The sequence below is a fragment of the Thermobrachium celere DSM 8682 genome, from assembly GCF_000430995.1.
Taxonomy (GTDB): Bacteria; Bacillota; Clostridia; order Clostridiales; family Caloramatoraceae; genus Thermobrachium; species Thermobrachium celere.
On sequence record NZ_HF952018.1, the window covers coordinates 1,289,183 to 1,303,217 of the forward strand.

Here is a 14,035-nt window from a genome sequence, read left to right on the forward strand (position 1 = left end):
AGATGAATTTATCCATTTTATGGATAATGTCACAATTCACCTGGGTGGCACTTTATTTTAGTATTTTTAAAATACCTGCCCTAACATTCTAAATTTGTATTAATATCAATTAAACTATCAGATTATCTGACAAATGCTTGTATCAATAACATTATAATTGCAAAACCACCTATATATCCCATTAGTCTAATAACGAACTTTAACCATTTATCATATGTAACATCAACAAGTCCTAATGTTGCAAGAATTAAACCTGTTGGTGTTATAAATGCAATTAGTCCTTGTCCATATTGATAAGCACTTACAATTATATCTCTTGAAAGTCCAACTGAATCTGCAAGTGGAGCTATAATTGGCATTGATAAAACCGCAAGTCCTGATGATGATGGTATAAAAAATCCTAATACTATAAATATAATTAAAATAACAATAACAAACACAACAGGATTCATGCCTTCAACTAATTTAGATGCAGCATAAAGTATTGTATCAGAAATTAAACCCTTATCTAATATTAAGTTTATACCTCTTGCTACACCTATTATTAAAGCAACTCCAACAAGTTCAGATGCACCTGAAATAAACTTATTTACAAACTCTTTTTCTTGCATACCTGAGATTAAAGCTATTATTAAGCTGACTGCTAAGAATAATGTTGTCATTTCAGTAAACCACCAATCTTGACTTGAAACACCCCATATCATAACAACAAAAGCAAGTCCAAATATAATAAGCATAAGCTTTCTTCTTAATGTAAATTCTGGAACATCCTTATTATAATAATCTTTTAAGAACTTTTCTTCTATTTCTTGCTTTTGACTATAAATTAAAGACATAGTTGCATCCTTTTTAACTTTATTAGCATATTTAACTATATAAACTATTGTAATTATTACTGCTATTAACAGACCTATAAATCTTATTGTTAAACCTTCTGTAAAAGTAATACCTGCAGCATTTGATGCTATAACTGAAGCAAAAGGATTTACTGTTGAAAACATTGTACCTATTGAAGAACCCATATATATTGCTGCAATACATACTAACGCATCATATCCTGCAGCTATAAATACTGGAATTAGTATTGGATATAACGCTATCGTTTCTTCTGCCATTCCAAAAGTAGTTCACCCTATTGCAATTAATGTAGTAATTATTACAATTAGCAAAAACTCTTTACCTTTTGTTGCCCTTGATAAACTAGCAATACCTGCCTCAAACGCTCCTGTGCTATTTAGTACACCAATCAATCCACCCATTATAAGTACAAAAACAATAATATCAATTGATTCTTGAATTCCCTTTATAGGTGCTTGAAGAAGATCTATTAACCCTTGTGGATTTGACTCAACTCTTTCATATGTTCTAGGAATAGCTATTGGTTTATAAATACTTCCATCTTCAAACTTTTCTATACCAATTTTTACTCCAAGTTTATTTAAAGTTTCCTGTGTTCCAGGCATTTCGTTTGTTGTTCCATCTGGTTTTGTTACTACAAAAACTTTCTTTTCACCATCATATTGAAGTTTTGAGAATAACCCTGATGGAACTACATAAGTTAAAATTGATGCTAAGATTAAAACAATAAATAAAACTGTAAAAGCTGTTGGGAAACTTTTTTTCTTTTTACTCATTTTTTAGCCCTCCTTAAATGTCAAAAAATGTTGTATAATTTTAGAAAAATTTGACTTTTTGCAAAACTATTATAACATTTGATATACTTGTTATCAATATGTAATTAAAATTTTATAACAGCATAATAATAACATAGCATCCACATAGTTTTTTAAACTATGTGGATGCTATTATTTTAAAAGAATAACTCTCCTAATCTATATCCAGAAGGTAACTCTTCTTCACTTAAAAATTTGAAATTTTCATCCTGTAGTATAGGTAAAAATACGTCGTATGGAATTCTTGAAAATTCACAAGCATAATTGCTTGCTCCAAACCATTTTCCTTCTTTACTTCCTAAATTTAATCCTCTAGCAAACTTTGTATAGTTTGAACAGTCATGAACTACTAAATCCCAGTTTTCTTCATCTGCTATCTTCATAAGTTTAAGAGTAAGCTCTCTACTCCAAATTGGAGATATATAGCCAGCTCTTGATATATACATATTTTCACCATAATAATTGTAAATGTTATTTTCATTTAAATGTAGTTCTGCACAGTTTATAAAATCAAGCTTTGTATCTAATATAGCTTTCTTTTTCTTTAAAAATGCTTCAAAAAACTCTGGTGTCATTGGAGTTTCAATACCTACTCTTTCAATATACTGTTTTGCTATACCAATATTTTCTATTACCTTGTCTGAACAATTAGTTGCACCTAAATTAAAACGTATCTCATTAAGACCTGCTTCACCCAATGCTTTTAATGTTTCTTCAGTAGCTAAAGTACCATTTGTGTACATATGCTGATGAATTTTAGCTTCACTAAATTTCTTTATTACAGTATAGTATTTTTCAATTTCCATAAATGGTTCTAAATAAACATATGCAACACCAGTTGGTTTCTTTTGAATGGAAAGAAGCAAGTCAATATCCCTTTCATAAAATTTAGTACCTCCAATTTCCCACAATCCCTCTCCAACTGGAGGCATGTCTTCTATCTGTCCATAGTTATAGCAGAACTTACACTCTAAATTGCATTTGTTTGTTTTTCTAATAGCTCCCAAACCATCTCCTAATAAACAAGAACGACATCCTTTAGGAAATTTTTCATCATTTCCAACATAATAAGTCCTATTCTCCAATGTTTTTAAATTTTTTATCTCTGCCATTAATTTAGCATTTCTATGCTCAACTGCTTCTTCAATTTGTGCAAAGGTAGCATAGACAATCTCCTCTTGTTTTGGGCTTAACTCCTCATCCTCAGGTAATTGTGCAAAAAACTCAAACCACATAAGAGCATCCTTTTTTGAAATTTTCATCCTATGTCCTCCTCTTTTATAAAACTAGTAATTTTACCCACCTTATTCACAAATTTAAACATACAAATTACAGTTAAAAACACATGTATAGTTCTATTTAACTGAAACGTAATATATTATACCACTTACACAAACTCAATAAAATACTTTACAACTTTTTAGCTCTAAATTTCCGCTTAAAATTTAAGGCAGGTATTCGATAATACCTGCCTTAGTTTTTAAGATCTATAATTATCTTTGTGCTTCATATTGTCTTAGAAGCTTTACAAATAGTTCTGGAACCTTTGCCATCTTTTCAGGTGATTCTACGAAAGAAATTCTAAATTGTGTAGTTCCTGGATTGTATTCGCCCTCATCAACATTATAGAAGCCCTTCATTGGAGCCACCAATAGAGTTGTTTCAACTCCATCTATTTCAACTGCACCTTTTTCTGCACAATAAAGAACAAAATCAATTGAATCAAATCCTGGTTTTACTACATTTCTAACATCTATAACTAAGTATATTGAAGCATCTGGGCTTGAAACAATTAAGTTTGGTTCTAACTTTTTAAGTCCGTTATATACTGTCATAATCTGTTCTTTATAATAATTTCTAAGATTTTTGCACCAATCTAGAATTTGTTCCTTTGATTCATGTGCAAGTGCTCCAAATATGTATTGTCCTAATACATTAGCACAAAGGTTTGCTGTATATTCTGCTACAGCACGATTATTAAATTCAGCATTATCAGTTATTAGAGCACCTATTCTTAAACCACAAGCGTTCCACACCTTTGATGCAGTTTCTATACTAATTCTTCTTCCCTCTATTCCAGGAACCTCTTTATCTGTAACTCCCCATATACTTACTAACCTTGCATCGTCTGTATAATAAAGTTCACGATATGCCTCATCGCTTACCATCCACATATTGTATTTTACGCATAGTTTTGCAAGTTCAACAAGTGTTTCATAATCATATAGCTGTCCTGTTGGATTGTCGTATGGTATAACAAGAAGTGCTCCTGGATTATACTTCTTTATCATTTCTTCAATTTTATCAATTTCAGGAAGACTAAATTTTCCATTTTCATCTAGTTTACGTTTAACTGTAACAATCTTTCTTCCTATTCTTTCAGCAAATGAGATATAGTTAGTATATGCTGGATCAATCATTAAAAGAGGTCTTTCATCTGAACCTGCAGGACCACATACCCCTAGTAAAAGTAGTTCCATAGCAGCTGAACCGCCATCAGTTATTTGAACATAAAGGTTGCTTGTATCAAAACCTTCACATTTTAAGATATTTTTAAAAGCATCTTGACATTCTTTAAAACCAGCAGTAGTTGAGTATCTTATAACTCCTTGTGCAAATGGGCTTTCTGGTGCATCAAGTGAGAACATTCTCTTCATCATGGCTGGATTTGTAGGAAGAGAAACATTACCGATACCAACATTGATTACCGCTTGAGGTTTAACCTTACGTTCCTCATATTTCATCTGAGCTAATCTAACATCTGATGGTGTCCTAGATTCAAAATGAGCTGATAGAATTGGTTTATTCATTTTAAAAACTCCCTTCTAAAACTTATAATTATTGCCCAAACGTTAATGTATTCAGTTTTATTTTAATATACAGAAAATTTCAAATCAATATAAAATTCTTGATTTATTAACTCAAATAATGAATTTATTTAATAAATGTTAAATCGCATGTCCATTTTTCTAAACAGATGTAAAAAAATCAAAGGAATGTTATTTTTTAAACTTATTAAGCTAAGATTTTATCACTTATAATTAGTGATACATCTGCCAGTTTATGTTAAAATAATACTTAATAGATAATAGTGGAGGTGCTAAAATGTATTTCAAGACTGCAGGTAAGCATAATACAAAAGAAACTATAGAACTTGCATTAAAAATAGCAGAAGAAAGAAACATAAATCATATTGTCGTTGCTTCATGTTCTGGATATACAGCAAAACTATTATCAGGATGTGGTAAAAATATTGTCGTTGTTACCCATGTTAATGGATTTGAAGAACCTGGAGTTATGGAAATGGATGATAATACAATAGATGAGCTTAAGGGACTTGGTTTTAAAGTTTATACTGGAACCCATGTATTATCTGGTGCTGAAAGAGGAATATCACGAAAATTTGGTGGTATTTACCCTGTTGAAATAATGGCACACACACTTAGAATGTTAGGACAGGGTGTTAAAGTTGCTGTTGAAATTGCTGTAATGGCTTTAGATGCCGGACTCATTCCATATGGAGAGGATATCATTTCAATAGGAGGTACAGGTGAAGGTGCTGATACTGCAATTATAATAACTCCTTCCCATGCAGCATCTATTTTTGAAACAAAAATAAAAGAGATTATTTGTAAGCCATATGAGTTTTAGAAAAGTTCATGTTTTATATAAATAATCTATTTGTTTATCTTTTAACAATTTAAACTACTAAAAAGGGTAAGTATTAAACTTAAATACTTACCCTTTTATTATAGTACCTTCAATTGAATAGAATAAAAAATTACTCTTTTAAACTTCTCAAATAAGGATAATAAATTTTTTCAGCCTTCGTAATATCCCAATTTAAAATAATCTTATAAAACAACTCATCTATTTCATTGTTATTGGGAGATAAATCTAAATTTGATAAAACATCATAGTACACTAAAAATTCATTGTATATATCTTGTTTTGATTTTATTATAATATTTTCTCCCCCACTACCACTTAAACTAAATGCTTCACCACCATTGTTAATATAATAGATAACTTTATCTAAAAATCTTTCATAATTATCAAAGGTTAATGCCATTGAGTTTATTCTTAAACGATACCTATTAAGTTGTGTATCGTTTATATATTTAAGCTTAGATAGGTTGTCGTTTAATACTCTAACGCTACTATATAAACTCATAAAGTTATAATCTATTTTTAGTTCATCTTTTTCTAAGTCAACAATTAGATTTTTAGTGTAATCTTTGACTTTGCCCATTTCAGTAAATATAGAATTTTTTAATTGAGATGATATTGTAGTATAATTGTTAATTTTTAAATTACTGTTTTTAAAAAAGCTAAATAAATATAGAACACATACAATTATTAAAATAGAATATATAAGTTTTTGTTCTTTCTTCATTAATAATCCTCCAAATACCACATACTTTAAATAATTAGCTTCTCAATCTATTATATTCAAAAATTTCTATTTGTAATAACCATTCATCCAAATTAATCCATTACCTATGCCATTTCACATTCTTAAATTTTTATCAAATAAAAGAATAGTACATATCAATCACACTTTCAAAAACCTATGCATAATTTAAAAAAGGATATTATTTTTTAAAAGGTGTTGTTTATGGGTGTTGAACTGTTAGGAATGCATTATGTCTACCTAATTTTTATTATTCTTATACTAGGTGTAATGATTCTTAAAAAAGATACTACCCTCATCTGTATTGTAGGTATCTTTGTACTTGGATTAATGGCTACAAAATCTCTGTCCGCATCAGTTCTCGGAGTATTTAATAGCTTTATATATGCTATTAATGAACTCCTAGGTACAATACTCATCATTTCAATAATAGTTGGAATGAGTAATGCATTAGTTGAAACTGGTGTTAGCGATGCAATGATTCGTCCATTTACAAAATTAATGAAAAACAAAGTTTTAGCATACTGGATAGTAGGTATTCTAATGATGGTAATTTCATGGTTTTTCTGGCCCTCACCTGCTGTTGCCCTAATTGGTGTAATCCTTTTACCAGCAGCAGTTAAAGCTGGTCTACCTGCCCTTGGAGTTGCTGTAGCTATGAATATTTTTGGACATGGAATTGCCCTCTCAAGTGATTTTGTCATTCAAGGAGCTCCAAAACTTACTGCCAGTGGAGCAGGCATTCCAGTTGAAAACGTAATATCAGCAAGTGTACCTCTAGTTATAATAATGGGATTAACAACAACATTTTCTGCCTTCTATTTTCTTATGAAGGATATAAAAAATGGTTCTTTAAATATTGAAGAAAATATTTATTCATTTGAGAATTCAAATACGTCTACAACCAGCACTATAAACCCTATTATTAAAAATATACTAGCTTTTGTTATTCCTTTATTATTTGTATTTGATGTTATTGCAATGTATGTTAAAAATTTAAGGGGTGGAGATGCAACTGCACTTATTGGTGGAACTGCAGTTTTTGTACTAACAGTTCTCACTATTTTAAATGATCGTAAAAACAGCTTAAGTAAAATAACCTCCCATCTTATTGAAGGTCTTCAATTTGGCTTTAGAGTGTTTGGGCCTGTTATTCCTATCGCAGCCTTTTTCTATCTTGGAGATTCAGGAATTACAGCTGTTTTTGGAGAGGTGCTTCCAAAATCATCTAATGGAATAGTTAATGACCTTGGAATAGCCCTTGCCAACACAGTTCCTCTAAACGCCGCTTTAGGAGCTGGAACATTAAGCATTGTCGGAGCCATAACTGGACTTGATGGTTCTGGCTTTTCTGGAATATCCCTTGTAGGCTCTGTAGCCAAACTATTTGGAACTGCACTTGGAAGTGGAACAGCTACACTAACAGCCCTAGGACAGATATCTGCAATATGGGTAGGAGGAGGAACATTAATCCCATGGGCAGTAATCCCAGTTGCTGCTATATGCGGTATAGATCCTATAGAACTTGTAAAGCGAAATATAAAACCAGTTGTAATTGGACTTGTAGTAACAACCATTGCAGCAATATTTTTCATTTAAATACTTTCATTAATGTCACTTTAATATTTTAACTACAATAGCTATAGGCTTTATGTCCTATAGCTATTTTTAATATATTATCTGTATAAGTAAAATAAATATTTTTAATATATGACATTTGACAATTTACAGAAAAATGTTAAAATCTTTTTAGAATTTATACTTTATTTAACAAAGGAGGGTTTTTATGTTAAACAAATTGTAGATAATTTAATTAGTTTACTACATTTAATTACATTTATTCTTAACTTATTTCAAACTTACTAAATATATAAATTAATTTTTAAACTACTACTAATGTTAATGATGCAACCGAATATTCAAAAGATAAATATGATAATGGAGGGATTTAAAATGAAAAGAATAATGAGTTTAATTTTATTATCTTTACTATCTATTACTCTTATTTCTTGTGAACCTACTTCTACTGTAGATAGTAAACCTTCAGCAAATACTCCTACAGCTCAACAAACAAACAATAATAGTTCAGAACAAAAACAAGAGGAAAAACAAGAAGAAAAAATATTTAAATTAGGTGAGACTGTCATTGTTGATAATAAGTACGAATTTACTATAAATAAAGTTTATTTAACTAAAAAGAGAAATGAATTTGCAGATAAACAATATAAAAAAGTTGCTATTATTGAGTACAGTTTCAAAAACACAAATAGTGACGAAGATGTTTTAGTTTCTGATATGAATTTTAAAGTTTATGATGAAAGTGGCAATATATTAGATACATATCCCGTTGTAGATATTAGCGATTATCCTAATGCAATTGCTAAAGGTAAACAAGCTAAGGGAGCAGTTGCCTATGGATTTAATGAGGGTTCAAAATTAGAACTTCATTTCTATCCAAATATATTTGATAATAAATCATCTGCTAAGTTTATACTTGATGTAAAATAAAAAAGGGGGCAAATTGCCCCAAGTTTTATTTTAGAGCTATTTTTTCTCTATCAAAGCCACACACTCCACATGAGCAGTCTGCGGGAACATATCAACTGGCTGAACTTCCTTAGTTTTATAGCCTAACTCATTTAGGATTGCTAAATCCCTTGCAAGTGTTGCAGGATCACAGGAAACATAAACAATTCTTTTAGGATTACTTTTTGCAATTGCCTCAAGGAGAGTTTTTTCACATCCCTTTCTTGGAGGGTCTACTACAATTACATCTGCAACTATTCCTGATTCAATTAATTTTGGTATTTCAGTTTCAGATTCTCCTACAATAAACTCAACATTTTCTACATTATTCTGTCTTGCGTTTTCCCTAGCATTTTCTATTGCCTGTGGAACTATTTCAACACCATATACCTTTTTAGCCTTCTTGGCTAAAAATAGTGAAATTGTCCCTGTACCACAATAGGCATCAAAAACTACTTCTTCACCCTTAAGACCTGCATATTCTAATGCCTTATTATATAAAACCTCTGTCTGAACTGGATTTACTTGGAAGAATGAAAGGGGTGAAATATTAAACCTAAACTCCCCTATATAGTCAGTTATATAATCCTGCCCATAAAGTGTTATGCACTCTTCACCTAATATAACATTTGTATCCTTTGGATTTATATTTAAAACAATACTCTTTATGTTTTCTATATTCTCCTTAATTTTTTCCACAAACTCATTTAAATATGGAACTTGTTTTTTTCTTGAAACAAGTACCACCATCACATCGCCTGTTTTAAATCCTTGTCTTACCATTATGTGCCTTATTATTCCCTCTTTTGTCTGCTCGTTGTAAGGCTTAACCTTATATTCTTTTATCCAATCCTTAGTAATTTTAATAACCTTGTCTGCTATTTCATCTTGTATGTAGCATGTTTCTATATCTACTATATCATGGGTTCTTGGAGCAAAGAAACCTATTACAACCTCTCCATCCTTTTCACCAACAGGTAGCTGTACCTTGTTTCTATATCTATATGGATTTTGCATTCCTAATGTATTATGAATGGTAACTCCCTCTAATTTACCTATTCTCTCTATACAATCCTTTACTCTATTTTTCTTAAAGTTAAGCTGTCCCTCATAGGTTAGGTGCTGAATTTGACATCCCCCACATCTTTTATATACAGGACAAATTGGAGTTGTTCTATATTCTGAAGGCTTTATAACCTCTAAAAGCTTACCAAAGCCATAGTTTTTTTGAACCTTTACAACCTTAACCTTTGTTTCCTCACCCTCTATTGCACCCTCAATAAATAAAGTATAATCTTCAACTCTGCCAACTCCCTCTCCTTGAAACCCCATTCCTGTGATATTAACTATGTAATCCTTGTTCTTTTCAACAGGTATATTCTTCAACTTCATCACCTATCCTTCTAATTTTTGATACCATTACAACATTATACTATAAAAAAAACACACCTTAAAGGTGTGAAATGGTGTAGAATTAAGCCCCCGCTAATTTTCTATTTTAATTATTTACAAATAATCTTAATGTTATACATCAAAATCCAAAACTTTCAACTACCTCTTTAAGCATCTCTCTTATTTTTAAATTATATGGACATCTTGTTTCACAAATGCCACATCCTAAACAATCAGAAGCATGGCTCTTCATTCCATTGTATCTTTCAGTTGCCCACTCTTTTAAGTCATATCTGTCATAATAACCCTTTAGTATAAAGCAAAATGGTATATCTATTCCTTGAGGACAAGGCATACAGTATCCACATCTTCTACAGAAGCTGTTAGTGTATTTTTTCTTTATTTCTATACATTTTTTCATCATTTCATCATTAAATTCAATATATGAAGCTGAAATGTTTTGTTTAACCTGTTCAATACTTTCCATACCAGGTATAACAGTTGATATGTTTTTATTATTTAAAATATATGATATTGCAAGCTCACTATCCTCTAGTGCGCCACCTGCTAAAGGCTTCATTACAATTATTCCTATATCCCTTTTATTTGCTTCCTTAAATAGTTCTTCTGCTTGATCCTCTACAATGTTATATGGATACATTATTGTTTCAAATACATCGTATTCTAGTATCTTTTTTAAAAAATCAAGGCTATGGGAAGTTATACCAATGTGCAGAACTTTTCCCTCTCTTTTAGCATCAAGAAGTGCCTCAAGTGCTCCATCCTCTGACATTACTTGTTTAAAGGTTTCTTCATCCTTAACATTATGAAGTTGATATAAGTCTATATAATCTGTCTTTAAATTCTTAAGGCTCCTTTCAATGTCCTCCTTCATTGCATCCTTAGTTCTTGCCATTGATTTTGTTGCAATATAAACTTCTTTTCTTATTCCATAAAGGGCATTCCCTATATATTCTTCACTTATTCCATACCCTCTTGCTGTATCAATAAAATTTACTCCATTATCAACTGCAAATCTTATTACATCCTTTGCTTCATTCTGAGTTATTCTTTGTATTGGAATTCCTCCAAAGCCTACTTCAGATACCATTATATTTGTTTTACCTAATCTTCTTTTCTTCATAAGTTTACCCCCTTTAGGTTTATTATAAATGAAAATAAGCCCTATTAAAAGGGCTTAAGGAGGTAAACTTATGATAAAGTTAGGCCAAAGGCCTAACTTTTTTACATAACATTAGCTTTTCCACTGTAAACCATACCATTTCTTGGATCTATAGTAATTAAAGTTCCTGACTTTATAATTTCTGTTGCACCTTCTGCACCAACTATAACAGGAATTCCTGCGTTGATACATTCAACTGCAACGTGTGATGTAAGTCCACCTTCTTCTGCAACTACACCACTTACTCTATCCATTATAACTGGTAGATGTTCTTTTTCTATATTTCTAACTACAAGGATATCTCCTTCACTTAATTGCTCTTCTAACTTTGACATATCAGTTACAACACAAGCTGTTCCATATGTTGAATTACCCATTCCCTTTCCTTTAACAAGAACATCTCCTACTATATGTACCTTCATAAGGTTAGTTGTTCCTGTAAATCCAACTGGAACACCTGCTGCTACAACAACTAAGTCACCCTTCTTAACATATCCATGGTTTAGTGCTTCTTGAACTGACTTTTCAATTAATTCGTCAGTGTTATCAAACTTTTCAGTTACAACTGGATATACACCCCATGATACAGCAAGCTTTCTTGCTACTTCTTCATATGGAGTTACTGCAATGATTGGGCACTTTGGTCTATACTTTGAAACCATCTTTGCTGTACTTCCTGATTGTGTTGCAGTAATTACAGCTGAAGCACTAAGTTCAGTTGCTGCTGTAACAGTTGCAAGGCTTATAGCATCTGGTACTGAATTCTTGTGGTATGCTCTTCTCTTTTCAAGAATTGCTTGATAGTTTAGAGCACTTTCTGCCTTTTCTGCTATTCTTGCCATTGTTGTAATTGCTTCTATTGGATACTTACCATTTGCAGTTTCACCACTTAGCATTATAGCATCTGTTCCATCGAATATAGCATTTGCAACGTCGCTTGCTTCTGCTCTTGTTGGTCTTGGATTTCTAATCATTGAATCAAGCATTTGAGTTGCAGTTATAACTGGTTTTCCTGCTTTATTACACTTTTCAATTATCATCTTTTGAACTAGTGGAACTTCTTCTGTTGGAATTTCAACACCAAGGTCTCCTCTTGCTACCATTATACCGTCTGATAGCTTAATAATTTCATCTATGTTGTCAACACCTTCTTGGTTTTCTATCTTTGATATTATTAGTATTCCTTCTCCACCATTCTTTTCAAGTACCTTTCTTATTGCTATAACGTCTTGAGGCTTTCTTACGAATGATGCTGCTACTATATCTATTCCTTGCTCAATACCAAACTTAAGGTCTGCTATATCCTTTTCAGTTAATGCTGGAAGGTTTATTTTAACATTTGGTACGTTAACTCCCTTGTAGTTGCTAACTGGTCCACTGTTTTGAACTATACAGTGAATATCTTGCTCTTCTATCTTTTCAACCTTAAGTCCTACAAGACCATCATCTATAAGTATTGTGTCTCCAGGTTTTACGTCTTCATGTAGTTTATCGTATGAAACTGAACAGATTGTATTATCTCCTTCAACTTGTCTTGTTGTTATTATGAATTTTTGACCTTCAACAAGCTCAACCTTTTTATCTTTAAATGTACCTGTTCTTATTTCTGGTCCCTTTGTATCAAGTAGTATTGCAACAGGCTTATTTAATTCCTTTCTTAATTTTTTAATTGTTGCAATTCTTGCCCCATGTTCTTCATGGGAACCATGTGAAAAGTTAAGTCTTGCAACATTCATACCACTTTCAATAAGTTTTCTTAATACCTCTTCACTTTCACTTGCAGGTCCAATAGTACATACTATCTTTGTCTTTCTCATAATTTCACTCCTTTAAATTAGTATCCTAATATTTTTGATAGTTCATAAAGCTTCTTGTGGTCATCTCTTCTCTTTTCCATTTGTAGAGCTTCAGTTATATCGTAGTCAACTATTTTGTTGTCTCTTATACCAACAACTCTCTTTGACTTTCCTTCAAGTAGAAGTTCTACTGCTCTTGCTCCAAGTCTTGAAGCTAGTATTCTGTCAAAGGCTGTTGGGCTTCCACCTCTTTGGATGTGTCCAAGAACTGTAGCTCTTGATTCTATTCCTGTAACTTCTTCAATCTTCTTTGCAAGTTCTTCAGCTCCACCAATACCTTCAGCAAGAAGAATTAGGTTGTGAAGCTTACCCTTAACTTTGCCTTCAATTATAGTTTTACAAAGTTCATCAAAATTATAATCCTCTTCAGGAATTATTATGCTTTCTGCTCCACCTGCAAGTCCTGCATATAGAGCTATATCTCCACAATGTCTTCCCATAACCTCAACAACACTTACTCTTTCATGGGAAGTTGATGTATCTCTTAGCTTGTTTATAGCATCAAGTACAGTATTAACTGCTGTATCAAAACCTATTGTATAGTCTGTATATGCAAGGTCATTATCTATTGTTCCTGGAATACCAACTGTCTTTATATCCCACTCATCTGATAAAAGCTTTGCTCCTGTGAAGGAACCGTCTCCACCTATTACAACTAATCCTTCTATACCAAATACTTTTAGTACGTTATATGCCTTCTTTCTTCCCTCAGGTGTTCTAAATTCTGCACTTCTTGCAGACTTTAGTATTGTTCCACCTCTTTGGATAATATCTGAAACGCTTGATCTAGTCATTTCAAATATTTCTCCATTCATAAGTCCGCTATATCCTCTTTGTATACCCATAACTCTTAAACCATTTGCAATACCTGTTCTAACTACTGCACGAATAGCGGCATTCATACCTGGTGCGTCTCCACCGCTTGTTAAAACTCCTATTGTTCTCATAATATTACCTCCTTTTTTGTCCATAGGGACAAGCCATGTCCCAC

General features: G+C 31.8%; 10 protein-coding genes and 1 pseudogene. 3 read left to right on the forward strand and 8 right to left on the reverse strand.

The genetic code is table 11. The annotated features are described in order from the left end of the window. Positions 1–122 precede the first annotated feature (122 nt). The 3 genes and pseudogenes from TCEL_RS06875 to TCEL_RS06885 form a co-directional block, all read right to left on the reverse strand. A pseudogene (locus tag TCEL_RS06875) lies at positions 123–1,634 on the reverse strand (YfcC family protein). A 176-nt stretch (positions 1,635–1,810) separates the two neighbouring features. Beyond that, on the reverse strand, positions 1,811–2,935 hold the full coding sequence (locus TCEL_RS06880) for a radical SAM protein (protein ID WP_018662505.1): 1,125 nt from the start codon (positions 2,933–2,935) through the stop codon (positions 1,811–1,813). Between the two features lie 231 nt (positions 2,936–3,166). Next, positions 3,167–4,483, reverse strand: coding sequence for a pyridoxal phosphate-dependent aminotransferase (locus TCEL_RS06885; RefSeq protein WP_018662507.1), 1,317 nt, complete (start codon positions 4,481–4,483; stop codon positions 3,167–3,169). A gap of 295 nt (positions 4,484–4,778) precedes the next feature. Between TCEL_RS06885 and TCEL_RS06890 the strand changes: the two genes are divergently transcribed. After that, positions 4,779–5,324, forward strand: coding sequence for a pyruvate kinase alpha/beta domain-containing protein (locus TCEL_RS06890; RefSeq protein WP_018662509.1), 546 nt, complete (start codon positions 4,779–4,781; stop codon positions 5,322–5,324). A gap of 130 nt (positions 5,325–5,454) precedes the next feature. On the opposite strand, the gene TCEL_RS12810 is transcribed toward TCEL_RS06890, so the two are convergent. Continuing rightward, positions 5,455–6,069, reverse strand: coding sequence for a hypothetical protein (locus TCEL_RS12810; RefSeq protein WP_018662511.1), 615 nt, complete (start codon positions 6,067–6,069; stop codon positions 5,455–5,457). Between the two features lie 222 nt (positions 6,070–6,291). Here TCEL_RS12810 and TCEL_RS06900 point away from each other — a divergent pair, with 222 nt between their 5' ends. Continuing rightward, a complete protein-coding gene (locus TCEL_RS06900; protein ID WP_040683765.1) occupies positions 6,292–7,686 on the forward strand; it encodes a membrane protein in 1,395 nt (464 codons plus the stop codon). A 354-nt stretch (positions 7,687–8,040) separates the two neighbouring features. Then, entirely contained in the window at positions 8,041–8,595 is a 555-nt protein-coding gene (locus TCEL_RS06905; RefSeq protein WP_018662517.1) for a DUF5067 domain-containing protein, read from the forward strand. 36 nt (positions 8,596–8,631) lie between these two features. Here the strand turns inward: TCEL_RS06905 and rlmD are convergent, their stop codons facing one another. From rlmD to pfkA, 4 genes are all read right to left on the reverse strand, one after another. After that, entirely contained in the window at positions 8,632–10,005 is a 1,374-nt protein-coding gene (gene rlmD / locus TCEL_RS06910; RefSeq protein WP_018662519.1) for a 23S rRNA (uracil(1939)-C(5))-methyltransferase RlmD, read from the reverse strand. Positions 10,006–10,144: 139 nt separating this feature from the next. Then, positions 10,145–11,149, reverse strand: a complete 1,005-nt coding sequence (locus TCEL_RS06915; RefSeq protein ID WP_018662521.1) for an aldo/keto reductase — start codon at positions 11,147–11,149, stop codon at positions 10,145–10,147. 101 nt (positions 11,150–11,250) lie between these two features. Next, complete coding sequence (gene pyk, locus TCEL_RS06920; protein WP_018662523.1) at positions 11,251–13,005, reverse strand: pyruvate kinase; 1,755 nt, start codon at positions 13,003–13,005, stop codon at positions 11,251–11,253. A gap of 17 nt (positions 13,006–13,022) precedes the next feature. Beyond that, the gene (gene pfkA, locus TCEL_RS06925) at positions 13,023–13,991 is read right to left on the reverse strand and encodes a 6-phosphofructokinase (protein ID WP_018662525.1); all 969 of its coding nucleotides are present in this window, start codon (positions 13,989–13,991) and stop codon (positions 13,023–13,025) included. Between the last annotated feature and the right edge of the window lie 44 nt (positions 13,992–14,035).